The 23,808-nt window shown below is 70.0% G+C and carries 26 protein-coding genes; 12 read left to right on the top strand and 14 right to left on the bottom strand.

Features of this window, described 5'->3' with window-relative positions; genetic code table 11:
* Positions 1 to 13 precede the first annotated feature (13 nt).
* The 4 genes from ACIRON_RS17750 to ACIRON_RS17735 form a co-directional block, all read right to left on the bottom strand.
* Complete coding sequence (locus ACIRON_RS17750) at positions 14 to 673, bottom strand: GntR family transcriptional regulator (RefSeq protein ID WP_402993885.1); 660 nt, start codon at positions 671 to 673, stop codon at positions 14 to 16.
* A gap of 160 nt (positions 674 to 833) precedes the next feature.
* Complete coding sequence (locus tag ACIRON_RS17745; RefSeq protein WP_402993883.1) at positions 834 to 2,207, bottom strand: MFS transporter; 1,374 nt, start codon at positions 2,205 to 2,207, stop codon at positions 834 to 836.
* A gap of 169 nt (positions 2,208 to 2,376) precedes the next feature.
* Positions 2,377 to 3,096 (bottom strand): maleate cis-trans isomerase, encoded by a 720-nt coding sequence (locus tag ACIRON_RS17740; RefSeq protein WP_402993881.1) that lies wholly within the window; start codon positions 3,094 to 3,096, stop codon positions 2,377 to 2,379.
* Complete coding sequence (locus ACIRON_RS17735) at positions 3,093 to 3,803, bottom strand: aspartate/glutamate racemase family protein (RefSeq protein ID WP_402993879.1); 711 nt, start codon at positions 3,801 to 3,803, stop codon at positions 3,093 to 3,095. Before ACIRON_RS17735 ends, ACIRON_RS17740 begins: the two co-directional genes overlap by 4 nt.
* 95 nt (positions 3,804 to 3,898) lie before the next feature.
* Here ACIRON_RS17735 and ACIRON_RS17730 point away from each other — a divergent pair, with 95 nt between their 5' ends.
* The 6 genes from ACIRON_RS17730 to ACIRON_RS17705 all read left to right on the top strand — a co-directional run bounded on the left by ACIRON_RS17730 (position 3,899) and on the right by ACIRON_RS17705 (position 9,180).
* Positions 3,899 to 4,894, top strand: coding sequence for a D-2-hydroxyacid dehydrogenase (locus ACIRON_RS17730; protein ID WP_402993877.1), 996 nt, complete (start codon positions 3,899 to 3,901; stop codon positions 4,892 to 4,894).
* A complete protein-coding gene (locus ACIRON_RS17725; RefSeq protein ID WP_402993875.1) occupies positions 4,891 to 6,324 on the top strand; it encodes an amidase in 1,434 nt (477 codons plus the stop codon). The genes ACIRON_RS17730 and ACIRON_RS17725 overlap by 4 nt, the downstream gene beginning before the upstream one ends.
* The gene (locus tag ACIRON_RS17720) at positions 6,321 to 6,833 is read left to right on the top strand and encodes a DUF3830 family protein (RefSeq protein ID WP_402993873.1); all 513 of its coding nucleotides are present in this window, start codon (positions 6,321 to 6,323) and stop codon (positions 6,831 to 6,833) included. Before ACIRON_RS17725 ends, ACIRON_RS17720 begins: the two co-directional genes overlap by 4 nt.
* A gap of 81 nt (positions 6,834 to 6,914) precedes the next feature.
* Positions 6,915 to 7,829, top strand: a complete 915-nt coding sequence (locus ACIRON_RS17715) for a glucosyl-3-phosphoglycerate synthase (RefSeq protein WP_402993871.1) — start codon at positions 6,915 to 6,917, stop codon at positions 7,827 to 7,829.
* Positions 7,829 to 8,689, top strand: coding sequence for a dihydropteroate synthase (gene folP, locus ACIRON_RS17710; RefSeq protein WP_402993869.1), 861 nt, complete (start codon positions 7,829 to 7,831; stop codon positions 8,687 to 8,689). The genes ACIRON_RS17715 and folP overlap by 1 nt, the downstream gene beginning before the upstream one ends.
* On the top strand, positions 8,686 to 9,180 hold the full coding sequence (locus tag ACIRON_RS17705) for a hypothetical protein (RefSeq protein ID WP_402993867.1): 495 nt from the start codon (positions 8,686 to 8,688) through the stop codon (positions 9,178 to 9,180). The genes folP and ACIRON_RS17705 overlap by 4 nt, the downstream gene beginning before the upstream one ends.
* A 75-nt stretch (positions 9,181 to 9,255) precedes the next feature.
* Here the strand turns inward: ACIRON_RS17705 and ACIRON_RS17700 are convergent, their stop codons facing one another.
* Entirely contained in the window at positions 9,256 to 9,861 is a 606-nt protein-coding gene (locus ACIRON_RS17700) for a TetR/AcrR family transcriptional regulator (protein ID WP_402993865.1), read from the bottom strand.
* A gap of 111 nt (positions 9,862 to 9,972) precedes the next feature.
* On the opposite strand from ACIRON_RS17700, the gene ACIRON_RS17695 reads away from it, so the two are divergent.
* Positions 9,973 to 10,959 (top strand): hypothetical protein, encoded by a 987-nt coding sequence (locus ACIRON_RS17695; protein ID WP_402993863.1) that lies wholly within the window; start codon positions 9,973 to 9,975, stop codon positions 10,957 to 10,959.
* Positions 10,960 to 10,969: 10 nt separating this feature from the next.
* Complete coding sequence (locus ACIRON_RS17690; RefSeq protein ID WP_402993861.1) at positions 10,970 to 11,821, top strand: CHAD domain-containing protein; 852 nt, start codon at positions 10,970 to 10,972, stop codon at positions 11,819 to 11,821.
* A 1-nt stretch (position 11,822) separates the two neighbouring features.
* Here the strand turns inward: ACIRON_RS17690 and vanX are convergent, their stop codons facing one another.
* From vanX to ACIRON_RS17675, 3 genes are read right to left on the bottom strand one after another with little or no spacing between them, the layout of a single operon-like run.
* Positions 11,823 to 12,452, bottom strand: coding sequence for a D-Ala-D-Ala dipeptidase VanX (gene vanX / locus ACIRON_RS17685; protein WP_402993859.1), 630 nt, complete (start codon positions 12,450 to 12,452; stop codon positions 11,823 to 11,825).
* The gene (gene vanA, locus ACIRON_RS17680; RefSeq protein WP_402993857.1) at positions 12,449 to 13,501 is read right to left on the bottom strand and encodes a D-alanine--(R)-lactate ligase; all 1,053 of its coding nucleotides are present in this window, start codon (positions 13,499 to 13,501) and stop codon (positions 12,449 to 12,451) included. The genes vanX and vanA overlap by 4 nt, the downstream gene beginning before the upstream one ends.
* On the bottom strand, positions 13,494 to 14,489 hold the full coding sequence (locus ACIRON_RS17675) for a D-isomer specific 2-hydroxyacid dehydrogenase family protein (RefSeq protein ID WP_402994260.1): 996 nt from the start codon (positions 14,487 to 14,489) through the stop codon (positions 13,494 to 13,496). Before ACIRON_RS17675 ends, vanA begins: the two co-directional genes overlap by 8 nt.
* Before the next feature lie 221 nt (positions 14,490 to 14,710).
* Here ACIRON_RS17675 and murF point away from each other — a divergent pair, with 221 nt between their 5' ends.
* Positions 14,711 to 16,039 (top strand): UDP-N-acetylmuramoyl-tripeptide--D-alanyl-D-alanine ligase, encoded by a 1,329-nt coding sequence (murF, locus tag ACIRON_RS17670; RefSeq protein WP_402993855.1) that lies wholly within the window; start codon positions 14,711 to 14,713, stop codon positions 16,037 to 16,039.
* Here the strand turns inward: murF and ACIRON_RS17665 are convergent.
* Both ACIRON_RS17665 and ACIRON_RS17660 read right to left on the bottom strand, forming a co-directional pair.
* Complete coding sequence (locus tag ACIRON_RS17665) at positions 15,995 to 16,567, bottom strand: VanZ family protein (protein WP_402993853.1); 573 nt, start codon at positions 16,565 to 16,567, stop codon at positions 15,995 to 15,997. The genes murF and ACIRON_RS17665 overlap by 45 nt on opposite strands.
* Before the next feature lie 81 nt (positions 16,568 to 16,648).
* Complete coding sequence (locus ACIRON_RS17660) at positions 16,649 to 17,794, bottom strand: lipid II:glycine glycyltransferase FemX (RefSeq protein ID WP_402993851.1); 1,146 nt, start codon at positions 17,792 to 17,794, stop codon at positions 16,649 to 16,651.
* An 87-nt stretch (positions 17,795 to 17,881) separates the two neighbouring features.
* Between ACIRON_RS17660 and ACIRON_RS17655 the strand changes: the two genes are divergently transcribed.
* Together ACIRON_RS17655 and ACIRON_RS17650 are read left to right on the top strand one after the other, a co-directional pair.
* Positions 17,882 to 18,547 carry a response regulator transcription factor gene (locus ACIRON_RS17655; protein ID WP_091046976.1) on the top strand — a complete coding sequence of 222 codons (666 nt, stop codon included), beginning with the start codon at positions 17,882 to 17,884 and terminating at the stop codon, positions 18,545 to 18,547.
* Positions 18,548 to 18,557: 10 nt separating this feature from the next.
* Positions 18,558 to 19,643 (top strand): sensor histidine kinase, encoded by a 1,086-nt coding sequence (locus tag ACIRON_RS17650; protein WP_402993849.1) that lies wholly within the window; start codon positions 18,558 to 18,560, stop codon positions 19,641 to 19,643.
* Between the two features lie 7 nt (positions 19,644 to 19,650).
* On the opposite strand, the gene ACIRON_RS17645 is transcribed toward ACIRON_RS17650, so the two are convergent.
* Positions 19,651 to 20,004 carry a metalloregulator ArsR/SmtB family transcription factor gene (locus tag ACIRON_RS17645; protein ID WP_091046980.1) on the bottom strand — a complete coding sequence of 118 codons (354 nt, stop codon included), beginning with the start codon at positions 20,002 to 20,004 and terminating at the stop codon, positions 19,651 to 19,653.
* Between the two features lie 83 nt (positions 20,005 to 20,087).
* Between ACIRON_RS17645 and ACIRON_RS17640 the strand changes: the two genes are divergently transcribed.
* Positions 20,088 to 20,498 (top strand): ArsI/CadI family heavy metal resistance metalloenzyme, encoded by a 411-nt coding sequence (locus tag ACIRON_RS17640; protein WP_402993846.1) that lies wholly within the window; start codon positions 20,088 to 20,090, stop codon positions 20,496 to 20,498.
* 6 nt (positions 20,499 to 20,504) lie between these two features.
* On the opposite strand, the gene ACIRON_RS17635 is transcribed toward ACIRON_RS17640, so the two are convergent.
* From ACIRON_RS17635 to ACIRON_RS17625, 3 genes are read right to left on the bottom strand one after another with little or no spacing between them, the layout of a single operon-like run.
* A complete protein-coding gene (locus ACIRON_RS17635; RefSeq protein WP_402993844.1) occupies positions 20,505 to 21,527 on the bottom strand; it encodes a VOC family protein in 1,023 nt (340 codons plus the stop codon).
* A 14-nt stretch (positions 21,528 to 21,541) separates the two neighbouring features.
* Positions 21,542 to 22,903: an MFS transporter gene (locus tag ACIRON_RS17630; RefSeq protein ID WP_402993842.1), complete on the bottom strand. Its 1,362-nt coding sequence runs from the start codon at positions 22,901 to 22,903 to the stop codon at positions 21,542 to 21,544.
* A complete protein-coding gene (locus tag ACIRON_RS17625) occupies positions 22,896 to 23,807 on the bottom strand; it encodes an amidohydrolase family protein (RefSeq protein WP_402993840.1) in 912 nt (303 codons plus the stop codon). Before ACIRON_RS17625 ends, ACIRON_RS17630 begins: the two co-directional genes overlap by 8 nt.
* Between the last annotated feature and the right edge of the window lies 1 nt (position 23,808).

Here is a 23,808-nt window from a genome sequence, read left to right as displayed (position 1 = left end):
CCTACATCTAGGCCTAGATGTAGGCCTGGTTGTCGTCGTCCTCGGCGTGGATGAGGCGCCGCAGCGCCTCGTCCATGTGCAGCTCGACGCGCTTGAGGGTCAGCTTCACATCGCCCGCCTCGATGGCGGCGACGATCTGGTTGTGCTCCTCGACCAGCTCCAGCGGCTGCTGGTAGGTGCCCTCCAGCGCGGTCAGGCACATCCTCGTCTCGACGATCAGGGTCTGGTGCATCCGGGCCAGACGCCGGCTCCCGGAGCATTGCACGAGCACGTCGTGGAAGTGGAAGTCGGCATCGCTGAGCGCGGCCGGGTCACCCAGGTCGAGCGACGTCGTCATCGCGTCGCAGGCGGCGCGGAGCTCGCGCAGCGCCGCCGGCACCCGTGCTTTGGCGATCATCGTGGCGGCGGCACCCTCGACGGCTGCCCTGGCCACGTAGATGTCACGGATGTCGGCCTCGTCGAGCTCGATCACGAAGAGCCCGCGGTTGGGCTCGCTGCGGAGCAGGCCCTCCTGGACCAGGCGCTGCATCGCCTCGCGCAGCGGGCCGCGGCTGACGCCGAACTGGGCCGAGAGCGCGGTCTCGCTCAGCTGTGCACCGGGCTGCAGGGTGCGCTCCATGATCGCCGTACGCAGCTGGCGAGCGATGACCGAGGCCGTCGACTCCCTGTGCACGGGTTCGAAGCTCGATGTCACTGTCAACGTGGTCTCCGATGGGTCACCGAGAAAGAGTTTGATTGTTGACAATCATTGCATGTGGTCGGGTCGGCGGCGAGCGGATGGACCGCGAGCGGACCGGGCGTGAGACGCTCCCGGCCCGCTCGCGGCCGGCCGCTCAGACGGGCTTGTCGAGACTGTCGAGCTCGGCGAGCTCCGCCTCGGACTCCGGCGTACCCGGGATCTCGGTGCCCCGGATCGACTTGCCCGCGGTCTCGACGACGAAGAACAGCGCGATCAGGCCGACCACGGATCCGGCGATCATGTAGTAGGCCGGCATCAGCACGTCACCAGTGGCGTCGATCAGCGCGTTGTTGACGTACAGGGCCGTGCCACCGAAGGCGGCGGTCGAGATGTTGTAGCCGATCGCCATGCCGCCGTAGCGCACCTGCGAGGGGAACATCGCCGGGAAGGTCGCCGAGATCGTCGCGAGCTGGGCGACGTAGACGATGCCCAGCACAGTGAATCCCAGGACCGCCGGCCAGAAGCCCTGGCCGATCAGGAGGAACATCGGGACCGACAGCACGATCAGCCCGATGAAGGAACCGCCCCACATCGGCTTGCGGCCGATCTTGTCCGAGAGCGATCCGGCGATCGGCAGGAAGACCAGCATCGCGATCTGTCCGAAGATGACCAGCAGGTCGGCGTCGGAGCTGCTGAAGCCGGCTTCCTCCTGCAGGTAGGTCGCCATGTAGGCCAGCAGGGTGTAGTTGGCGATGTTGAGCGCGGCGACCAGGCCGATCAGGGTGAGGATCGGCTTCCAGAACAGCGCGAAGAGATCCTTCAGTGCGGCCCCTGCGCCGCCCTCGATGGCGTCCTGCGTCTCGAGCTCCTGGAAGACCGGCGTCTCCTCGAGCTTGGTCCGGATGTAGAGGCCGATGAGGCCGATCGGACCACCGATCAGGAACGGGATGCGCCAGCCCCACTCGGTCATCGCCGCGTCACCGATGATCGACTCGGTGGTGAAGACGACGGCGATGGCGGCGGTGAAGCCGACGATGGTGCCGAACTCCAGGAAGCTGCCGTAGAACCCGCGCTTCTTGTCGGGTGCGCACTCGGCCATGTACGTCGCGGCGCCGCCGTACTCGCCGCCGGTCGAGAATCCTTGGATCACCCGGAGCAGCACCAGCAGGACCACGGCCCAGATGCCGACCGAGTCGTACGTCGGCAGGCAGCCGACCAGGAAGGTCGCGCCGGCCATCAGGATGATCGTCATCGCAAGGACGCGTTGGCGCCCGATGCGGTCACCGAGGGGGCCCCAGAAGATGCCGCCGAGCGGTCGCAGGATGAACGAGATCGCGAACGTCAGAGCCGTGCCGGCGAAGCCTGTCTCCGGGAAGAAGTTCGCGGTGATCTCGGTCGCGACGTAGGCGAAGGCGCCGTAGTCGAACCATTCGGTCGCATTGCCGACCGCTGAGCCGGTGATGGCTCTTCGAAGCTTCGATTTGTCGGGTTGTGCCTCGTCGGAGGGGATGGTTGGGGTTCCGGACATTTCTTCTCACCTATTCGGTGTGATTGATGGCTGGGGACCGCGTTTGACCCGCAGTGTCGACAGTAGGTTTGTCAACAATTCGCGCCACGTTAGCGCTGTCTGCGCGCCCTGGCTAGGCGCGCGGAAGGCGGCGCGGGGTGTGACGGGAGGTTTATGTAAAGCCGCGACGCTACCTGAAGAGGGCTCCGAGCCCGGGCAGGGGGCGGGGTCTCCCGGCGAGTCGCAGGCCCTCCCACACGGTCACCTGGTTGGCCGTCAGCACGGGTTTCCCGAGGGCTTTCTCCAACGTATCGATGCAGGTCAGCGTGTGCAGCGCGGTGTCGGGGACGAAGACGGCCTCGGCCTCGGGAACGTCGACGGCCAGGGTCATCTCCAAGACCGCCTCCGGGCCCAGGCGGCCGGCGTCGACGGCGGAGAGGATCCCGCTGGCGCCGAAGGAGACGACGTCGATCCCGCCGGCCCCGAGGAAGGAGCTGAAGTGTCCGGCCAGCTCCTCGGGGTAGGAGGCGGCGACGGCGACATTCGCGAGACCGAGCGCTCGGGCCGCCTCGACGAACGCGATCGACGTCGACGAGGCGGGTACGCCCACGCGCTCGCTGATCGCGGCCGCCTGGGCCGCGGCGCCGTCCTGGCCGTAGACGAAGCTGCCCGACGTGCACGCCCACATCACCGCGTCGGGGGAGTGGGCCGCGATCGCGTCGGCACCCTGCGCGAGCCGGGGCGCGGAGCCGGTGTCGAGGAGAGCCTCGACGGTGTGCTCGTCGCGACCCATGGAGGTGTGGACCAGGGGCAGCCAGATCGCACCGCCGAGCGCGTTCTCGAGCGCCGGGAAGTCGTCCTCGGCCGCGTAGCCGGGATAGAGCAGCCCGATGACCGGTGGCCGGGTCATGAGACCTGCCCCAACAGGTCCTCGGCGGCCGGCGGGGTGCGCCCGACCAGCCGGAGCGCGGCCTCCATGGTCGCCCGGTTCGCGGAGATCACCGGCTTCCCGAGCTCCGCCTCGAGCCGGCCGATGATGTCGTACGTCGCGAGGTTCGTGCACGAGACGACGACCGCCTCGGCAGCGTCGTCGTCGGCCGCCCGCACCAGCTCGAGCGTGGTCTCGTAGGGGACCTCCCAGATGTGGTGACCCAGCCCGAGGTCGCCCGTGCTCACCACGGTGATCCCGGCCTCGGCCAGGAAGCTGCCGAACCGGGCGGCGAGCGCGACGTCGTAGGGGGTGGCGACCGCGACCCGGGAGACACCGAGAGCGGAGAGCGACTCCAGCACGGCGCCGGAGGTGGTGATCGCGGGAGCCCCGCCGGCACGGCTCATCGCCGCCGCCAGCCGGCGCTCGCCGTGCCGGCCGTGGACGAAGCTGCCGGAGGTGCAGGCGTAGACGTAGGCGTGCGGGTCGGCTGCCGAGAGGTCGCGCACGGCCTGCTCGAGGACCGCGATCTCGCTGATCTGCTCGGCCATCTCGAGGGTGACCGCACGGTCGGTGAAGGGCGTCCGGGTGAAGAGCAGGCTGGTGTCAGGCGGCGCCCACCGCCACAGCTCGTGGTCGAGCACCATGTCATGGGGAACGACCACGGCGATGCGTACTGTCGGAGACATCGCACCTCGCTAGGATTGTTGACAATCTTCAATCTGCGCTCCTAGCGTAGTCTCGGATTATTGCGGAGGTGTGTCGATGCGACGGAGGATTTTTCTTGGAGACGTCCCGGCGCCCCGTGATCACGATCCTCTGCCCGTCCGCCGGCGGCAGACCCGCCGGCGTGGAGCGCCTGGAGGCGGATGCCGAGCTCGTCTTCACCGATGCCGCGGGCCTGGCCGACGCGCTTCGCGGAGCCGAGGCGCTGCTGCTGTGGGACTTCTTCTCCGAGGCCGTCCGTGATGCCTGGCCGAGCACCGGCTCGCTGCGCTGGATCCATGTCGCCGCCGCGGGGGTCGACAAGCTGCTGTTCCCGGACCTGGTCGGCTCCGACGTGGTCGTCACCAACGCCCGCGGCGTCTTCGACCGGGCGATGGCGGAGTTCGTGCTCGGCTCGATCCTGGTGGTGGCCAAGGACATCCACCTCAGCCACGACCTGCAGTCGGCCCGGAAGTGGCTGCGCCGTGAGACTCGGCTGATCAGCGCCGAGACCGCGCTCGTGGTCGGCACCGGCGCGATCGGTCGCGAGACTGCCCGGCTGCTGCGCGCGGCCGGGATGGACGTACGCGGCGCCGGCCGCACCGCCCGCACCGGTGATCCCGACTTCGGCGAGGTCCTCGCGAGCACGGACCTGGCCGCACACGTCGGCTGGGCCGACCACGTCGTCATCACGGCCCCGCTGACCGCCGAGACCCGCGGCCTGATCAGCGAGGACGTGCTCGCGGCGATGAAGCCGGGCAGCCACCTGATCAACGTCGGCCGCGGGCAGATCGTCGACGAGGCCGCGCTCGTCGCCGCACTCCGTGACGGCCCGGTCGAGGCGGCGTCCCTCGACGTCTTCGAGGTCGAGCCGCTTCCGGCCGAGAGCCCGTTGTGGACGATGCCGGGCGTCGCGGTCTCGGCACACATGTCCGGTGACTACGAGGGCTGGCGAGAGGCGCTGGCGGACCAGTTCGTCGACAACGCCCGGCGCTGGCTGAGCGGCCGGCCGCTGCTGAACGTCGTCGACAAGCGGCGCGGCTTCGTCGTCGCGGAGCAGGGGGAGAGGTCATGACCGACCCGACGACCGCAGTCGGGCTCAGCGCCATGACCGCCGCCGAGCTGGTGGCCGGCTACCGCTCGGGCGCCTTCACGCCGCTGGAGGTGACGCGGTCGGTGCTCGACACGATCGAGGAGCGCGATCCCGCGGTGAACGCGTTCGTCCGGGTCGATCCCGACGGCGCGCTGGCACAGGCGAGCGCGTCCACCGAGAGGTGGCGGGCCGGGCATCCGCTCGGCATCGCCGACGGCGTACCGACCTCGGTCAAGGACATCTTGTGGACCGCAGGATCGCCGACGATCCGCGGCACCTGGCTCATCGACGAGGCCGGCCCCTGGCCCGAGGACGCGCCCGCGGTCGCATGGCTGCGCGAGGCCGGTGCCGTGATCACCGGGAAGACGACGACCCCTGAGTTCGCCTGGAAGGGCGTCACCGACTCGCTCCGCTACGGCTCCACCGGCAACCCCTGGGACCCCGGTCTGACCTCGGGCGGTTCCAGCGGCGGTGCCGCCGCGGCGGTCGGTCTCGGCATGGGCCCGTGGGCGCTCGGCACCGACGGCGGCGGCTCGGTCCGGATCCCGGCGTCGTTCACCGGCACGGTGACCATCAAACCGACCTACGGACTATTCCCGCTCTATCCCGCCAGTCCCTTCGGCACGCTCTCGCACGCCGGTCCGATGACCCGGACCGTGACCGACGCGGCGGCGCTGCTCGACGTGGTCGCCGGCTTCGACTCCCGTGACTGGTCGGCGATGCCGACACCCGGGGGCTCCTTCCTGGCCGGCCTGGACGACGGCGTCGAAGGACTGAGGATCGGGTTCTCGCCCACCCTCGGGTACGTCGAGAACGACCCGGAGGTCGAGCGGCTGGTCCGCGAGGCGGTCGCGGTGCTCGAGTCCGAGGGTGCCCGGGTCGACGAGGTCGACCCCGGCTTCACCGACCCGGTCCAGGCGTTCGAGGTGCTCTGGTTCTGCGGCGCGGCGAAGGTGCTCGACGCCTATCCTCCCGGCGCGATCGACAGGATCGACCCTCTGCTGCGCGAAGGCATCGAGACCAAGGGCCGCGGCTCCGCTGCCGACTACCTGGACGCCACCGCGGTCCGGATGGAGCTCGGCCGGCTGATGGGGCGGTTCCACGAGACGTACGACCTGCTGGTCACCCCGACGATGCCGATCACCGCCTTCGAGCGCGGGCTGCAGGCGCCTAAGGGCTGGCCCTCGCAGTGGTGGCCGAGCTGGACGCCCTACACCTACCCCTTCAACATGACCCAGCAGCCGGCGGCGAGCGTGCCCTGCGGCACCACCGAGGCCGGCCTGCCCGTCGGCCTCCAGATCGTCGGCGCCCGCCACGACGACGCCCGGGTGCTGCGGGCGGCGCGGGCCTACGAGCGGGCCAGCGGTGAGCTGTATGTCCGACCTGTCGACAATCCACGAGGAGCCCGATGAGCCGCTACATCACCGTCACCCTCGAGCGCCGCGGTGTCTCCTGCCTCGCCCGCCTGCTCGACGAGGAGGCACCACGCACCGCCGGTGCCGTGTGGGACGCGCTGCCGCTCGGTGGCCAGGTCTTCCACGGCAAGTACGCCCGCAACGAGATCTACAACCTCGTCCCCGCCTTCGCCGCGAAGGAGCCCGGCAAGGAGAACACGACGGTCACCCCGATCCCCGGGGACCTGTGCTACTTCGCCTTCTCCTCCGACGACCTCGGCAACCCCTCCTACGGCTACCCGGAGGACCGCGGGCCGCGCGAGATGACCGAGATCGTCGACCTCGCCCTCTTCTACGGCCGCAACAACCTGCTCATCAACGGCGACCAGGGGTGGGTGCCGGGCAACGTCTTCGGAACGGTCGTCGACGGCCTCGAGGAGATGGCGCAGGCCTGCCAGGACGTCTGGATGAACGGCGCCACCGAGGAGACCCTCACCTTCGCGCGCTCGCACGAGGACGCGCAGTAGCCGACGGCTCGGCCTCACGGATGGGACGTACGGACCGGGTATCGATCCGGTGTTCGAGGACGCCGTCGATAGGGTTTGGGCATGTCGTGGTCGCAGAGCAACACCCATCACTGGGACGACTGGTCGCTCGTCGACCTCGTCGCGGCCAAGCAGGGGCAGCGGGTGAGCCTCGTGGTGCCGGCGCGCAACGAGGCAGCGACTGTCGGAGGCCTGGTCGACAAGCTGCGTACCAGCCTGATGGAGACCTCGGATCTGGTCGACGAGCTCGTCGTCATCGACTCGGACTCCTCCGACGACACCGCGCGGATCGCCGCCGACGCCGGAGCCGACGTCTACGCCTCGGCCGCCATCCGGCCCGAGCTCGGCTCCTACCCCGGCAAGGGCGAGGCGATGTGGAAGTCGCAGTTCGTGACCACCGGCGAGCTGATCGTCTTCATGGACGCCGACCTGACCGACTGGGACACCCATTTCGTACGCGGCCTGGTCGGCCCTCTTGTCAACAATCCGACGATCGAGCTGGTCAAGGGCTTCTACCGGCGCCCGGGGGAGCACGGTCTCGACGGCGGCCGGGTCACCGAGCTCGTCGCCCGCCCGCTGCTCGCCCTCCACCGCAGGCCGTTGCGCGACCTGATTCAGCCGCTCGCGGGGGAGTGGTCGATCCGGCGCTCGCTGTTCGAGCGGCTGCGGGTCCCGACCGGCTACGGCGTGGAGCTCGCCGCCCTCGTCGACACGCTGGACATGCGCGGGGTGGACGCGATCGCCCAGGTCGACCTCGGCCAGCGCGACCACAGCCACCAGGACCTCTTCGACCTCGGCCTGATGGCGACCCAGATCGTGGGCATGATGTCGCGCCGCCTCGGCACCGGCCCGGAGGGCGACGACGTCGAGCTGCGGCAGTACATCCCGATCGACGGCTCCACCAAGGTCGTCGACCGGTCCGTGAGCCTCCTGGAGCGGCCGCCGCTGCGCGACGGCTCGGACGGTAGGGTCGCCTGATGCTGCGCCTGGGACGACATGCCTTCGGTGACGACGACGCGCTGATGATGGCGATCGTCAACCGCACCCCGGACTCGTTCTTCGACAAGGGAGCGACCTGGGCCGAGGACGCGGCCTTCGAGCGCGTACGCCTGGTGGCCTCCCAGGGCGCGGAGATCGTCGACATCGGCGGGATCAAGGCGGCTCCCGGAGCCGAGATCGGCGCCGCGGAGGAGAAGGCCCGTGTGGTGGACTTCGTCGCCCGCGTGCGAGAGGAGTTCCCGGCGCTGGTGATCTCGGTCGACACCTGGCGCGCCGAGGTCGGCGACGCGGTGTGCGCTGCCGGCGCCGACCTCCTCAACGACGCCTGGGGCGGGGCCGACCCGGAGCTCGTCGATGTCGCCGCGGCCCACAGCGCCGCGATCGTGTGCACCCACACCGGAGGCGTGACGCCGCGGACTCGGCCCTACCGGATCGAGTACGACGACGTGGTCCGTGCCGCCATCGACGACACCCTGGGCTACGCCCAGCGTGCCCTGGACGCCGGCGTCGCCAAGGACTCGATCGTGATCGACCCGGCCCACGACTTCGGGAAGAACACCTTCCACTCCCTCGAGATCACTCGCCGGCTCGGGGAGATGGTCGCGACCGGCTGGCCGGTGCTGGTCTCGCTCTCCAACAAGGACTTCGTGGGGGAGACGCTCGACCTGCCGGTCGGAGAGCGCCTCCTCGGCACCCTGGCCGCGACGACCGTCTGCGCGATGGCCGGCGCCCGGATCTACCGGGTCCACCAGGTGCCGGAGACCCGGCAGACCGTCGACATGGCCTGGACGATCGCCGGCCGGCGGCGTCCGAAGCGAGCGATCAGGGGGCTGCAGTGACTCGAGTGGCGCTGGTTCCGGGGTGTCTGGCTCTGCTGCCGGAGCACGCCTCGCTCGACGACCCCGTCGACGAGCTCCGCGCGGCCTGCTTGGCCGCCGCGGCCTGGCTGGGTGAGGACGTACGCGTCATCGCCGGTGCGCAGGGAGCCCGGGTGGCCGCCTCGCTGCTGGCCGAGGTCGGCACCGCTCCGGTGACCAGCGGCGAGGCGGCCTACCTGATCGTCGGCAACGGCTCGGCCCGCCGAAGCGAGAAGGCGCCGGGTCATCTCGACCCGCGGGCCGCCGAGTTCGACGAGGCGCTGGGCAGATCCCTGGAGAAGCCCGACCCCGATGCGCTCCGCGCGCTCGATCTCGGGCTCGCCGGTGAGCTGTGGGCCGACGTCGGCCCGATCGTGGAGGCAGCCGACCTGCTGAGCCGGGTGGCGACGGTCGCGGTCGACTACGACGACGACCCCTACGGGGTGCGTTACTGGGTGGCTCGCTGGGAGTGAGGGTCGGGGTAGTCCGGTAGCGAACTGCCCATTTACTGGCGGGTAATAGGCAGTTCGCTACCGGACTACCCCGGATCAGCTGAGCAGGTCGGCGAGTCCGGCCGCGTAGACCTTCGGGGTGACGTCGCCCATCATGATCCGCTGCAGGATGAAACCGGGCAGCAGGCCGGTGAGGACCATCGCGATCCGCTCGGGGTCGGCGTCGCTGCGGACGAGGCCGGACTCGATGGCGCTCTCCGCGTAGGTGCGCCAGGTGGCGCGGATGCGGCGGGCCTCCGGTGCCATGACGGCGTGGATCTCCGGGTCGCGGGCGGCCTCGGCCCAGGTCTGCAGGGCGATCCGCGGGAGGTCGACGCCGAGCTCTTCGGCGAGGTCGAGGAGGTGCTGGGTGGCCGTCTCGATCGCCTGCTCGGGCGGGGGAGTGGTCTGGTCCGATCCCTTCTCGGGGATGAGGCGCTGGATCGCGGCGGCGATGCCGGTCAGGCCGGACTCCGCGATCGCCCGGATGATGTCGTTCTTGCCGCGGAAGTAGGTGTAGACGGAGCCGGCGGAGAGGCCGGACTCCTCGACGACCGCGGCCATCGTCGTCTTGTGGAAGCCGTCGCGCTCCACGCAGCGGAGCATGGCCGCGATGATCTGCTGGCGTTTCTCGGCGCGGTGCTCCTCGCTGATCTTCGGCATGCCCGAAGCATACCTCAAAAGAAAACGAATATTCATTCTTGATAAATCCCGGAAGAAGGAGGAGAGTGCTCTCAAAGAGAATGAACATTCGTTTTTCAAGAAGGAACCGACATGCCCAAGTCAGTGAAAGCCGTGATCGGGATCAGCCTCGGTCTGGTCACCCTGCTCACCCTGCTCATCACCGCATTCGCCTGGCCCTCCAGTGAGATCGAGCCACGCGCCCTGCCGTTGGCCGTCGCCGGTCCGGAGCAGGCAGTCGCCCAGATCGAGACGCAGCTCGCCGCCACCGCGGGGGAGGACGCCTTCGAGATCACCGCCGTCGCCGACCGGGACGCGGCCGTGGAGGCGATCGAGGACCGTGAGGTGTACGGCGCGATCGTCGTCGGCCCCGAGGGCCAGGAGGTGCTGACCGCGTCCGCCGCCAGCGCCAACGTCGCCCAGCAGCTCACCGCGATGGCAACGGCGATGGGCGCCGAGACCGGCACCGCGCCGACGGTGACCGACGTCGTGGCCGCCCCCGAGGACGACCCCCGCGGACTGGTCTTCGGCACCGCGGCGCTGCCGCTCGCGCTCGGCGGCATCATGGCCGGCGCGATCACCTCGCTGGCGCTCAAGCGCACCCGTGACCGCGTCGCCGCCGCGTTCCTGATCGCGATCGGAGGCGGCTTGGCGATGACCGGAGTCATCCAGGGCTGGCTCGGCGCGCTCGAGGGCAACTACCTCCTCAACGCGGGCGTCGTCGCGCTCGGCATCCTCGCGGTCGCGCTCCCGATCATCGGCCTGCGTCACTTCATCGGCATGGCCGGCGTCGGGATCATGGCCCTGCTGGTCATGCTGGTCGGCAACCCGCTCTCCGGCATCTCCTCGGCCCCGGAGATGATCCCGCTCGGCTGGCTCGGCCAGCTCCTGCCCCCGGGTGCGACCGGCTCGGCGCTTCGTGGCCTGTCCTTCTTCGACGGCGCCGGCACCACGACCCCGCTGATCGTGCTCGCCTGCTGGGCCGCTGCCGGTCTGCTCCTCACGCTTCTCCCGCACCGTGAGAAGGCCGTCTCCGAGGGGGAGCAGAAGGTGGGTGAACTCGAGCCCGTCGCAGGGTAGAACTGTAGGGATGAGCCAATCCTCCCACGAGCCGGTCGGCGAGTGGTGGCGCGACCAGGTGGCCGCGCTCCACCGCTGGGGCCGGCTCGTGCTGCGTGACGAGGACGACTCGGTTCACCAGATGCGAGTGACGGTACGCAGGCTGCGCAGCGTCCTGGCGACGTACCGCCCGCTCCTCGACTCCTCGCGGACCGAGCCGCTCCGGGCAGAGCTGAAGTGGCTGGCCGCCCTCCTCGGAGACGTACGCGACGCAGAGGTGCTCCGCAAACGGCTGCGGCAGTGGACGGTCGAGCACGGTCCGGGGCCATCGGGTGTCGACGCGCTCCGGGCCGCGCTCACCGAACGCCAGGCCGCGGGCCGCGCCCGGCTCCTGCCGGAGCTGGACGGTGAGCGCTACCGCGCCCTGACCGCCGCTCTCGCCGCCACCGACGATCTCCCCTGGCCAGGAGGCGCCCCGGGCAAGAAGGCGCTGCGCAAGCGGGTCCGCCGCGACTGGCGACGGCTGGCGGCCGCGGTCGCAGCCGCGGAGCAGGCCGGTGCTCCCGAGGAGCGTCGCCGCCGGCTCCACGAGGTCCGCAAGAAGGCCAAGCGGACCCGCTACACGGCCGAGTCGCTGCGAGAGGTCTTCGGCAAGGACGCCGAGCGTCTCGCCGATGCCGCCAGATCGATCCAGTCGGCCCTCGGCGACCTCAACGACTCCGCGCTCATGATCCGGACGATCGAGGCGGTCCCCGGACACGACGCCGCCCTGCGTGAGTTCCTCGAGGCGGAGGAGGCCGCCGCCGACGCCGCCGAGGAGCGGTTCGCCTCCGTGTGGAAGAAGGCGAACCGCTCGAAGGTCCACGGCTGGCTGAGCCCCTGAGTCAGCCGATCGGGCCCTCTCCGACGGGAAAGTCGAAGTAGGTGTCCGGATAGGGCTCCTCGATCAGCGAGTAGTGCCACCACTCGTTCTCGTAGCGGCTGAACCCGCACGACTCCATCACCGAGCACAGGTGGGCCCGATTGCGCGCCGCAACCTCGGAGACCCCGGCCGCGCCGTGGTGGGAGATCTCGTCCATCAGGTCGTGGTCGCCACCCATGTCCAGCAGCTCCCCCGAGGCCAGGGAGAAGAGGGTCAGATCGACGGTGCTGCCGCGGCTGTGACCGGACTTCGTGGCGACGTACCCCTTCTCGAACATCTCCGGACGGGTGATCGCGGGGTAGTGCACGCGCTTGCGCTCGTCGTCGTCGGGCGAGGGCTCCTCGGCCCAGCGGAGGAACGCGTCGACGGCGCGCTGGGGGCGGTAGCCGTCCCACAGCAGGATGCCGAACCCGAGGCCAGCCGCCTTGTCCCGCGCCTCGGCGAGCGCTGCGCACAGCTCGCGGGTCCCGATGATGCGGTTGACCAGGTAGCCGTCGACCGGCTTGCCGGTGAAGTTGTCCCAGGTGGCGTACTTGCTGTCCCAGCGGATGCCCGGTGCCAGCTCGTCGACGAAGCCGAAGCCGTCCCTCATCGCGGGGTCTCTTCGAGCGCCAGCGTGACGGCGCGGTCGAGGAACTCGGTCATCGAGATGCTGGCCGCGGCCATCATCCGCGGGTAGCGGCTGTAGGAGGTGAGCCCGGGCAGGGTGTTGACCTCGTTGAGCACCACGGTGCCGTCGGCCTGGAGGAACATGTCGACCCGCGCCAGACCGCGACAGCCCAGCGCGCGGTAGACCCGCTGCGCCTCGGTCTTGACCAGCTCCTGCGCCTCGGCCGGGATGTCGGCGGGCACGATGAAGGTCGCGTTCTCCGAGCCGGTCTCGGGGGCGTCCTCCTGGTGGATCTTGAAGAAGCCGTGCGAGAGCGCGACGTGGTCGACCTCCCCGGTGACCAGCTCGGCACCGTTGCCGAGGATCGCGCAGCCGATCTCCTCGGCGACGACCCCCTCCTCGACGAGCACCTTCTCGTCGTACTGCCGTGCCGTCGCCACCGCCTCGTCCAGCTCCGCGGCCGAGGTCACCTTGCTGACGCCGAACGAGGACCCGGAGCGGGCCGGCTTCACGAAGACCGGATAGGGGAGTACGTCGGGGTCGACCGACTCGCCGGGGCCGAGGATCCAGAAGTTCGGCGTCGGGATGCCGGCCTCGCCGACGACCGTGTAGGCCAGGGACTTGTCCATGCACAGTGCCGAGCTCTGCACGTCGCAGCCGACGTACGGGATCCCGGAGAGCTCGAGAAGCCCCTGGATCGCGCCGTCCTCGCCGAGCTTGCCGTGCAGGACCGGGAGCACGACGTCGAGCCGAATCGTCTCGTAGCTGCCTCTGTCGTCGCCCTCGTCGAGGACGAGCAGCCCGTGGACGCTGCGGTCGGGGGAGAGCACGACCGGTCGGTGCGCGCCGTCCTCCCAGCTCGCCTCGGGGCCGTCGCAAAGGCGCCAGTCACCGCTCTTGGTGATGCCGACCCAGTAGGCCTCGTACTTGTCGGTGTCGAGGTTCTTGGCGACCTCCTGCGCCGATTTCACCGAGACGGGGTGCTCCTCGAAGACGCCACCGAAGATGATGCCGACCTTGAGCTCAGACATGCGGAAACCTGCTTTCGAATTCGCGACAGTTCAGGATGGAGTTCTCGACCGTGTCCATGAGGGCATGGTCGGTGAAGTAGGCGATATGGGGGCTGACCAGCACGTTCGGCATCTCCTGGAGCCGTTCCAGCCAGCGGTTGGGGAGCTCGCGTCCCCGGAGGTCGGCATAGAAGATGCCCTCCTCGCCCTCGATGACGTCCAGCGCCGCACCGCCGAGCCGGCCCTCCTCGAGCGCGCTGATGAGCGCCGGCGTCTCGAGGAGCGCGCCGCGACCGGTGTTGACGACGTACGCACCGGGACGCATCCGGTCGATGCGCCGACGGTCGAGGAGATGGTGCGACTCCTGGCTGAGCGGCGCGTGCAGCGTGACGATGTCGCTGCGCTCGACCAGCGTGTCCAGATCGACGTGCTCCGCCCCCTTGGCCGCCGGGCGGGGCCGGATGTCGTAGGCGAGTACGTCGCAGCCGAAGCCCCGCAGCCGGTCGATGACCGCTGCGCCGATTCGTCCGGTCCCGACCACGCCGACGGTCAGGTCGCGCAGCTCGCGGCCACGCGTGGCCGCCGGGCGGTAGTCGTGGGCATCCGTGCGCCGGATCGTCGACTTCGCCCGGCGCAGCGACATCAGCATCAGCATCAAGGTGTAGTCGGCCACGGAGTCGGGTGAATAGGAGACGTTTCCGACCGTTATCCCGAGGCTTGTCGCGAAGTCGACATCGATGTGGTTGAAACCGACGCTTCGCGTCGAGATATAGCGGACACCACTTCTCTGCAGAACGAGAAGCGTATCGTTCGATATCGGCGACTTATGGCTGACGCTGATGCACCGGTCCCCGGCCGCGAGGGCGGCGTTCTCCTCGGAGACAGGCTCGGTCGTCGTCCTCAGCGAGACCCCGAGAGCGGGCGCCAAGGAGTCGAAAAGGCGGCTCTCATCAGGGGCGCAGCCGTAGACCGTGATCCCGATGGTCGCCGAGATCGCGGTCTGCTCCATCGGCTCGGTCGGTGCCGTCAGGGAAGGCTCGTGGTAGATCATCTCGGCCAGCAAACCTCAGAAGCGGTTGCGGTCCCGTATGGAATTTCTGATATGCCGACGATAGGTGGCTGCATTGAATCGCGTGGCCCTTTCGGGCCGAGTTATCGTCCGCATATCGATTAGCTGATACACGCCGGCAACGTGGGAATTCGAAGACTGAGGGGATGATTCCCCTCAGCTTGGACGAAATCGCCTCGTTGGTCGGCGGGAAGGTCGTCGGCGACGGCTCGGTGACCGTGAACGCCCCGGCCGTGATCGACGGCCGCGAGGCCGACCCGGGCGGCCTCTTCGTCGCGTTCGCGGGCGAGCACACCGACGGCCACGAGTACGCACCCCAGGCGGCCGAGGCCGGTGCCGTCGCCGTGCTCGGCTCCCGCCCGACCGCGCTCCCGACGGTCGTCGTCGACGACGCGCGGGCCGCGCTGCAACGGCTGGCCGCCCATGTCGTCGCGCTGCTGCGCGACGACATGACCGTGGTCGCGGTCACCGGTTCCCAGGGCAAGACCAGCACCAAGGACATGATCGCCGCGGTGCTGGCGAGCGCGGCACCGACCGTCGCGACCTCCGGCTCGTTCAACAACGAGCTCGGCGTACCTCTCACCATGCTGCGCGCCGAGGCCACCACCAGATTCCTGGTCCTGGAGATGGGCGCCCGCCACATCGGCGACATCGCCGAGCTGACCGGCCTGGTCGCGCCGGACGTCGCCGTCGTGACCAACGTCGGCCAGGCCCACCTGGGCGAGTTCGGATCGCGTGAGGCCATCGCGACCGCCAAGAGCGAGCTGGTGCGTGGGCTGGCGACCGGCGGCACGGCGGTGCTCCACGCCGACGACCCGCGGGTGCTCGCGATGGGCGAGCTCACCGACGGCCCGGTGCTGGCCTTCGGCGCCGGCGAGCGGGCGAGCGTACGGGTGCGCGACCTCTCCCTGGACCGGCTCGGCCGGCCCACGTTCACCCTTCAGCACGCGGGCGCCGAGGCCGTCGTCGCGCTCCCGTTCGTCGGTGCCCACTGGACGCTCAACGCCGCGGCCGCCGCCGCGGCTGGACTGGCCGCCGGGGTCCGGATCGAGCAGGTCGCGACCGCGCTGAACACCGCCTCGATCTCGAAGTGGCGCATGGAGCTGCGTGCCCTCGACAACGGCGCGACCCTGCTCAACGACTCCTACAACGCCAACCCCGAGTCCACCCGCGCCGGCCTGGACGCGCTCGCCTCGATCGACGCCCGACGCCGCATCGCCGTGCTCGGCGAGATGCTCGAGCTCGGCGAGGCGAGCCGCGACGCGCACCACGAGATCGGGACGTACGCCGCCGCCCGGGCCGACCTGGTCCTCACCGTCGGCGAGGCCGCCGCCGTCATCGCGGACGGCGCGGGACAGCGGGCCGTGGCCCTGCCCGACAACGCCGCCGCGATCGAGTGGCTCCGCAGCCACCTCGCTCCCGGCGACGTCGTGCTCGTCAAGGCCTCACGCGGAGCCCACCTCGACCAGGTCGCGGGGGCGCTCGGCTGAGATCTGGCGGCGACGGCGCCACCAGGGCCACGAGAGGACCGCGGCCACGGTGGCGCCACCGGCGTTGAGGATCACGTCATCGACCGAGGAGACCCGGCCGAGCGGCAGCAGGTGCTGCAGGACCTCGATCGACACCGAGGCGGCGGTCGCCAGCACCAGGACCCGCCACACCGAGCGCAGGGCCGGGAAGCGGATGGGGCCGAAGAAGCCCAGCGCGGCGAAGATCAGCAGGTTGCCGATCAGCCCGATGGGGCCCATCGTCGACATGTCCTCGAAGGGCACCAGACTCACGTTGCCCGACAGGATGCCGTTGTTGCCGGGCAACAGGGTCAGCAGCACGCCCGGCACGGTGCCGTAGACGATGGCGACCTCCGCCAGCGAGTGGCCCCAGGCCCTGCGCCATGCGACCCCGAAGATCCGGCGCAGCGCCGCCAGCACCGGGACTGCCAGCACGGCGACCGGAAACGCCAGCATCGTCAGCAGGACGACGCCCGTCTCGGTCAGGGTGCCCGACTCGTTCACGATCATCCGTTTCCCCATTCCTTCGTGTGATGGAACGTAGCCGCCGGAGCCGGCCGTTCCGTGAGTACGCGCTGTGCTCGCGCTGTGTCAGCGTCCGCGCCGCGTCATGTAGAGGTCGAACGCCCGGTAGAGGATCGGGCGCAGCGGCAGGTCCCACTCGCCCACGTACCGGACCGCCTGCCCGCCGGTGCCGACCTTGAACTGGATCAGCCCGACGTGCGGGTCCTCGGCGGACAGGGTCGGGGTGATGCCACGCAGGTCGTAGACGTCGCACCCGGCGGCCAGCGAGTCGCGGATCATCGCCCACTGGAGGGCGTTGGAGCCGCGTACGTCCCGCTTCTCGGTCGAGGAGGCGCCGTAGACGTACCAGGCGTGGCCGCCGACGCGGACGTAGATCGTCGCGGCGACCAGGTCGCCGTCGTGACGGGCGAGATAGAGCCTGATCCGCTGTTCTCCATCCTCGGGGCGGTCCTCGGCGGAGAGCGCGGCGAACATCTTCTCGAAGTAGGCCAGCGGTCGCGGGGTGAAGTGGTCGCGCTCGGCGGTGTGGACGTAGAGGTCGTGGAACGCCTTGAGGTCCTCGCCGCCGGCGGAGGTGGTGACCTCGATGCCGGCCTTGGCGGCCCTCTTGATGTTGCGCCGCCAGAGCTGGTTCATCCCGGCGAGCACGTCGTCCTCGGAGCGGGCGGTTCCGTCCGGGTGCCGCAGCGGGATCTCGTAGGTGAACTGCGGCTGCCCCGCCCCGAACCCGTCCTCGGGGTTCTGCGGGATCCAGCCGGACTCGCGCAGGAAGCGGGTCACCTCGGCGCCGACAGGATCGGCCCGCCCCGGGAGGTCGGTGAGCCGCAGGACGTCGGGGTCGGCGACGCCCTCCTTGACCTGTGCCGCGTCCCAGGTGTCGGTGGGCACCGGGGGAGCGACCCGGATCGCGAACGCGCCCTGCGAGCGCAGGTAGGAGACCAGCGGTGGGAACCAGACGGTGAGCGCGCCGGCCCAGTCGATGTCGGGACCCCACGGCAGGTAGGCCAGCGTGTAGCCCAGCCGCGGGACCGGCCGGTGCAGCACCAGCCCGGTCCCGGCGAGCCGGTCGCCGGCGTACCAACCCAGCGACTCGCTGCGCCACTCGGTCTTCACCTCGGCCCAGGCCGGGGTCTGCAGGAAGCTGACCGATCGCTGCGACCGGACGTGGTCGAGGTGCTCGGCGGGGCTGATCGGTCGGACAGTGAAGGTCACCGTGCCAGTCAACCCGTGCCGATGTCGTCAGGGCGTATGGCCTTTCGGATACGTCGGCGATATGTCGACGACGCCTAGGATCAGGGCATGCGGGTGCTGGTGGTCGAGGACGAGCCGTTGATGGCTGGAGCGATCCGGGATGGGCTGCGGCTGGAGGCGATCGCCGCCGACATCGCCGGCGACGGCGACACGGCGCTGGAGCTGTTGAGCATCAACGCCTACGACATCGCCGTGCTCGACCGCGACATCCCCGGGCCCTCGGGGGACGAGGTCGCCAAGCGCATCGTCGCCTCCGGCACCGGGATGCCGATCCTGATGCTCACCGCGGCCGATCGCCTCGACGACAAGGCCTCCGGGTTCGAGCTCGGCGCCGACGACTACCTGACCAAGCCGTTCGAGCTGCGTGAGCTGGTGCTGCGGCTGCGGGCGCTCGACCGGCGGCGCGCCCACAACCGGCCCCCGGTGCGGGAGATCGCCGGCCTGCGGGTCGACCCGTTCCGGCGCGAGGTCTACCGCGAGGGCCGCTACGTGGCGCTGACCCGCAAGCAGTTCGCGGTGCTCGAGGTGCTCGCCGCCGCCGAGGGCGGCGTGGTCAGCGCCGAGGAGCTGCTGGAGCGGGCCTGGGACGAGAACGCCGACCCCTTCACCAATGCCGTACGCATCACCGTCTCCGCCCTGCGCAAACGCCTCGGCGAGCCCGCGATCATCGCCACCGTTCCGGGCGTCGGATACCGGATCGATGTCGATTCCTAGACGTCCCGGGATGAGTGTCCGGCTCAAGCTGACGCTCAGCTATGCCGGGGTCATCGTGGTCACCGGGGTGCTGCTGCTCGCCGTCGTGTGGGTCTTCCTGCTGCGCTACGTCCCCGACGGGGTGTGGATGGAGTGGCCGCAGCAGCCGGGGCGGCCGAGCGCGCCCTTCGTCCCGAACCGCTCGGACCTGGAGCGTGCCTTCGTTCCGCGGGCGGCCACGATGATGGGGTTCCTCCTCGTGTTCGGCCTGGTGGGAGGCTGGATCCTCGCCGGCCGGATGCTGGCGCCGCTGACGAAGATCACCGAAGCGACGCGTACGGCCGCGGACGGGTCGCTCTCGCACCGGATCGAGCTCGCGGGCCCCGGCGACGAGTTCCGTGAGCTCGCCGACGGCTTCGACGACATGCTGACGAAGCTCGAGTCGCAGGTGGCCGAGCAGCAGCGGTTCGCGGCCAACGCGTCCCACGAGCTGCGCACCCCGCTCGCCATCACGCAGACGCTCCTCGACGTCGCGAGCAAGGACCCGAACCGCGATGTCGACCAGCTCCTCGACCGGCTGCGCCTGATCAACTCCCGCGCGATCGACCTCACCGAGGCACTCCTCGTGCTCAGCCGCGCCGACCAGCGCTCCTTCGTCCGGGAGCCGGTCGACCTGTCGCTGGTCGCCGAGGAGGCGGTCGAGGCACTCCTGCCGCTGGCCGAGCAGCGTGGCGTGCGGATCGAGACCTCCGGCGACCAGGCCTCGGTCAGCGGCTCGCCCGCCCTGCTGCTGCAGGTCGTGACCAACCTGATCCACAACGCGATCGTCCACAACCTGCCCGAGGACGGGTCGGTGTCGGTCACCATCGCCGCCAACGAGAAGAGCGTGGTCCTCGCCGTCGCCAACACCGGCGAGGTGCTCTCGCGCGAGCTGGTCGCCACGCTCACCGAGCCGTTCCAGCGAGGCACCCAGCGCATCCACGGCGACCAGGCCGGTGTCGGCCTCGGCCTGGCGATCGTCAAGAGCATCACCCGCGCCCACGACGGCAACCTCGCCGTCCTGGCCCGGCCCAGCGGCGGGCTACGCGTCTCGGTCGAGCTGCCCCGCGCCTCCTGACCCCCGCTCAGCCGAGCAGGGCGGCCACCCCGGCGAGCGCGTCGCGGCGGACGCGGTAGTAGACCCAGGTCCCGCGCTTGTCGCGGTCGAGCAGACCGGCGCCGTGGAGCACCTTGAGGTGGTGGCTGATCGTCGGCTGGGAGAGCTCGAAGGCGTCGTTGAGATCGCACACGCAGGCCTCGCCGTCCTGGTGGGCCGCGACGAGCGAGAGCAGCCGGAGGCGTACGGGATCGGCGAGCGCCTTGAGCATCGGGGCCGCGGACGCGGCCTGGTCGGCGGTGAGGGGCTGCTTGGTCAGCGGCGGGCAGCAGGGCGCCTCGCCGACGGGAGTGAGCTCCAGGACCGCCTCGGATTTCGACATGTATCTATATTGACGGATGTCGATGGAAGTGGCAATCTGAAGATATAGACATCCGTCTATGTAATGCCTGAGGAGGCACCCCGATGTCACGTATCCAGCTGGCCCTCAACGTCGACGACCTCGAGGAGTCGATCGCGTTCTACACCAAGCTCTTCGCCACCGAGCCGGCGAAGATCCGTCCCGGCTATGCGAACTTCGCCGTCGCCGAGCCGCCGCTCAAGCTCGTCCTGATGGAGAACCCGGGCAAGGGCGGCTCGCTCAACCACCTCGGGGTCGAGGTCTCCGACACCGACACCGTCGACGCCGAGCAGACCCGGCTCGCCGAGGCCGGCTTCGCCTCGATCGACGAGCGCGGCACCGAGTGCTGCTACGCGAAGCAGGACAAGTTCTGGGTCCAGGGGGCTCCGAACGGCGAGCGGTGGGAGGTCTACACCGTCCTCGGCGACGCCCCGGTGATGCATGAGCGCACCGAGGCGTCGCCCTGTTGCGCCTAGAACGGGTCAGTCGACGGGGGCGTCGACGACCGGGGTGCCGTGGGTGTGGAAGGACGAGATCGTCCTCAACCCCCACGCCTGTCCCTTGGCGCGCTCGGTCTCGGTCCAGGTGATCAGCGGCCAGTCGGGGGCGAGCACCAGACGGGTCAGCGGGTTGCACAGCTCGATCCGGTTGCCGCCGGGCTCGTAGACGTAGAGGAAGAACGTCTGCTGGATCGCGTGCTTGTGCGGTCCGGTCTCGATGAACACGCCGGTGTCCAGGGCGAGGTCGGCGGCCCGCAGGATGTCCTCGCGGGTGTCGGTGGCGAAGGCCAGGTGGTGCAGCCGGCCGGTCGAGCCGGTCCAGTCCTCGGTGTAGACGAGGTCGTACGACTTCTGGGTGAACGTCGACCAGCGGGCGCCGATGTGGCCGTCGTCGAGCCGGATCTGCTCGGTGGGGCGGGCGCCGAGGGCGTCGATCACGAAGCCGGTGGTCGCCTCGACCTCGCGGGCCAGGTAGTTGATGTGGTCCAGGCGCCGCACCGCGACGCCGTGGCCGGGCTTGGCCTGGGTCTGGTTCTTCAGGCCCGGGCGGAGCTCGTCGGGCGCCTCCCAGTACTCGGTCTCGTGGTAGAGCGCGAACTCGTGCCCGTCGGGGTCCTGGGTCACCCACAGCGGCCCGATGCCCGGCTCGTCGTTCGTCCACTCACCGCTCGCGCCGGTGGCCTCGACGGCAGCGATCCGGCGCTCGAGCGCCTCGGGGGAGGAGCAGCGCAGTGCCGTACGCCCGATGCCGGGCGTCTCGCGCTCGGTGACCACGATGCTGTGGTGCTCGTAGTCGTCCCAGGTGCGCAGGTAGGTGCTCTCGCCGTCCTGCCCCGAGACGGTCAGGCCGAGGAAGTCGGTGAAGAATCCGACGGTCTCGGCCGGCGTCGGGGTGAAGAGCTGGGCGTGGCCGATGTGCGCCACGTCGCCCAGCGGTGGGCGGGTGGGGGTGTCGGCGACCATCCGCTTGAGCGAGGTCAGGTTCTGCGGAACAGGGTTGGGCATGATCGGTCCTTCCGTCAGCGCACCGGGACGGCGCCGGCCTCGGCGGCCAGGCGGGCCTTGCGGGTCGCCGGGCCGAAGATCGCCAGGGCGAGCGCCCCGACCACCCAGGTGCCGGCGATGAAGTAGAAGACGGCCTGGTAGCCCAGCCCGCTGTAGAGACCGGCGATGATCAGCGGGCCGGCGGCGTTGGAGAGCCGGCCCAGACCGTAGGAGAGCGAGGTGCCGAGGGAGCGGCCCCTGGTGTCGTAGAGCTCGGGGGAGTAGGCGTAGGCCAGCGCGGTGTAGCCACGCTCGAACAGGTTCACCAGGAACCCGAAGGCGACGATCAGCAGCGGCGTGAAGGTCAGTCCGTAGAGCAGACCGGAACCGGCGATGATCAGGCCGAAGACGACCAGACACCACTTGCGCTCGTAGCGGTCGGTGACCAGCGAGGCCAGGAAGGAGCCGAGCGGGGCGCCGATGGTGGTCAGCGCGACGTAGAAGATCGAGTCCTCGACGCTGACGCCCTCGGCCGCGAGCAGGGTGGGCGCCCAGGACGAGAAGCCGAAGAAGCCGATCGTCTGGGAGATCCACAGCACCGAGAGCAGGATCGTCGGGTAGAGGAACCGCTTGTCCTTCAGCATCGCCAGCCCGGCCCTGGTGACGGGCCCGTCCTCGACCGGTGCCAGCGCGGCGGGGAGCGGGCCGTGCTCGGCGGTAGCGTCGCGCTCCAGGCCGACCAGGATCTCCTCGGCCTCCGCATGGCGCCCGCGCGACTCCAGCCACTGCGGCGACTCCACCAGACGGCGTACGAAGAAGAGGAAGAGCACACCGAAGGCACCCCAGAGGAAGACCAGGCGCCAGGTCCAGTCGGCGATCGGCACGACCGCGGAGGCGATCAGGTTGGTCGCGGGCGTGCCGCAGATGCCGATCATGATGACGTACGCCTGGAACTTGCCGCGCTTGGCGCGCGGGAAGAGCTCGTTCATGTAGACCACGGCCACCACGGTCATCGCGGAGAGCCCGGCGCTGGTCATCACCCGGAACGCGCCCATCGAGACGATGTCCCAGGCGAAGACGCTGGCGAAGGACCAGACCGAGAACCAGATGGTGGTCGCCACGAGCGTACGTTTCCGGCCGAGCCGGTCGGCCAGGCCGCCGGCCACCACGGACCCGATGAACATGCCGACGAACGAGAGGGAGGTGACGTACGCGATGTGGTTGATCGTCACGCCCCACTGCTCGCGCATCACCGGAGCCGTCGTGGCGAAGGTGTTGATGTCGGCGAACTCGAAGAAGTAGGCGAAGGCGAGCGCGACGGTGGCGAGCTTGTGGAACCTGGAGATGGGCAGCCGGTCGAGCCGGTTGGCTGCGTTGGTGGGGGTGAGGTCAGGCACTGTGCTCTCCTTCGGGCCAGTACAGGCGCATGGGGTTGTCCACGAGCAGCGCCTGCTGCAGCTCGGGGGTGGGGGCGATGTGCGGGATGTGGTCGACCAGCAGCCCGTCGTCGGGCATGTGGTCCTTCAGGTTGGGGTGGGGCCAGTCGGTGCCCCACAGCACGCGGTCGGGGAAGCGCTCGACGACCGTGCGGGCGAACGGGACGACGTCTGCATAGGCGTGTCGTTGACCGTCGAGGGCCGCTGGTCCGGTCACCGTGAGGCGCTCGGGGCAGGAGACCTTGACCCACACGTCGTTCGCCGCGACGAAGTCGAGGAACTCGGCGAACTCGGGTCCGTCGGGGTCCTTGGTCACGTCCGGGCGGCCCATGTGGTCGACGACCAGCGGCACCGGCAGGCTCGCGAAGAAGTCCTTCAGGTCCGGCAGGTCGGCGGCTTCGAAGTAGATGACGACGTGCCAGCCTCGCGGGGCGATCCGGGCCGCGATCGCCTCCAGTGTCTCGGTCGGGGTGATGTCGACGAGGCGCTTGACGAAGTTGAAACGTACGCCGCGCACCCCGGCCTCGTGGAGCCGGTCGAGCTCCTCGTCGGTGATGTCGGCGCGCACCGTCGCCACGCCTCGGGCTCGTCCCGCAGAGTGTTGGAGTGCGTCGACGAGGGCGCTGTTGTCGGCGCCGTGGCAGGTCGCCTGGACGAGGACGTTGCGGGCCAGGCCGAGGTGGTCGCGGAGCGCGAAGAGCTGGTCCTTGGAGGCGTCGACCGGGGTGTACTTGCGCTCCGGCGCGAACGGGAACTCCTCGGCCGGGCCGAAGACATGACAGTGCGCGTCGACCGCGCCCTCGGGGAGGGTGAAGGTGGGCTCGGTGGGTCCTTCGAACCAGTGCAGCCAGCCGGGGGTGACCATC

The sequence above is a fragment of the Nocardioides sp. NPDC101246 genome (genome assembly GCF_044767415.1).
Lineage (GTDB): Bacteria > Actinomycetota > Actinomycetes > Propionibacteriales > Nocardioidaceae > Nocardioides.
The sequence above is the reverse complement of the archived record's forward strand: the minus strand, read 5'-3'. Positions and strand labels throughout refer to the sequence as shown.

What these genes read in the sequence shown, in the direction of transcription:
- ACIRON_RS17735 (WP_402993879.1), bottom strand. Translation starts at nt 3,803, where the DNA reads ATGTCTCCGACAGTACGCATCGCCGTGGTCGTTCCCCATGACATGGTG.
- ACIRON_RS17625 (WP_402993840.1), bottom strand. Translation starts at nt 23,807, where the DNA reads ATGGTCACCCCCGGCTGGCTGCACTGGTTCGAAGGACCCACCGAGCCC.
- ACIRON_RS17700 (WP_402993865.1), bottom strand. Translation starts at nt 9,861, where the DNA reads ATGCCGAAGATCAGCGAGGAGCACCGCGCCGAGAAACGCCAGCAGATC.
- ACIRON_RS17635 (WP_402993844.1), bottom strand. Translation starts at nt 21,527, where the DNA reads ATGCCCAACCCTGTTCCGCAGAACCTGACCTCGCTCAAGCGGATGGTC.
- ACIRON_RS17640 (WP_402993846.1), top strand. Translation starts at nt 20,088, where the DNA reads ATGTCACGTATCCAGCTGGCCCTCAACGTCGACGACCTCGAGGAGTCG.
- ACIRON_RS17740 (WP_402993881.1), bottom strand. Translation starts at nt 3,096, where the DNA reads ATGACCCGGCCACCGGTCATCGGGCTGCTCTATCCCGGCTACGCGGCC.
- ACIRON_RS17650 (WP_402993849.1), top strand. Translation starts at nt 18,558, where the DNA reads ATGAGTGTCCGGCTCAAGCTGACGCTCAGCTATGCCGGGGTCATCGTG.
- ACIRON_RS17665 (WP_402993853.1), bottom strand. Translation starts at nt 16,567, where the DNA reads ATGATCGTGAACGAGTCGGGCACCCTGACCGAGACGGGCGTCGTCCTG.
- vanA (WP_402993857.1), bottom strand. Translation starts at nt 13,501, where the DNA reads ATGTCTGAGCTCAAGGTCGGCATCATCTTCGGTGGCGTCTTCGAGGAG.
- folP (WP_402993869.1), top strand. Translation starts at nt 7,829, where the DNA reads ATGCTGCGCCTGGGACGACATGCCTTCGGTGACGACGACGCGCTGATG.
- ACIRON_RS17655 (WP_091046976.1), top strand. Translation starts at nt 17,882, where the DNA reads ATGCGGGTGCTGGTGGTCGAGGACGAGCCGTTGATGGCTGGAGCGATC.
- ACIRON_RS17720 (WP_402993873.1), top strand. Translation starts at nt 6,321, where the DNA reads ATGAGCCGCTACATCACCGTCACCCTCGAGCGCCGCGGTGTCTCCTGC.
- vanX (WP_402993859.1), bottom strand. Translation starts at nt 12,452, where the DNA reads ATGAGGGACGGCTTCGGCTTCGTCGACGAGCTGGCACCGGGCATCCGC.
- ACIRON_RS17745 (WP_402993883.1), bottom strand. Translation starts at nt 2,207, where the DNA reads ATGTCCGGAACCCCAACCATCCCCTCCGACGAGGCACAACCCGACAAA.
- ACIRON_RS17690 (WP_402993861.1), top strand. Translation starts at nt 10,970, where the DNA reads ATGAGCCAATCCTCCCACGAGCCGGTCGGCGAGTGGTGGCGCGACCAG.
- ACIRON_RS17715 (WP_402993871.1), top strand. Translation starts at nt 6,915, where the DNA reads ATGTCGTGGTCGCAGAGCAACACCCATCACTGGGACGACTGGTCGCTC.
- ACIRON_RS17695 (WP_402993863.1), top strand. Translation starts at nt 9,973, where the DNA reads ATGCCCAAGTCAGTGAAAGCCGTGATCGGGATCAGCCTCGGTCTGGTC.
- ACIRON_RS17725 (WP_402993875.1), top strand. Translation starts at nt 4,891, where the DNA reads ATGACCGACCCGACGACCGCAGTCGGGCTCAGCGCCATGACCGCCGCC.
- ACIRON_RS17645 (WP_091046980.1), bottom strand. Translation starts at nt 20,004, where the DNA reads ATGTCGAAATCCGAGGCGGTCCTGGAGCTCACTCCCGTCGGCGAGGCG.
- ACIRON_RS17675 (WP_402994260.1), bottom strand. Translation starts at nt 14,489, where the DNA reads ATGGAGCAGACCGCGATCTCGGCGACCATCGGGATCACGGTCTACGGC.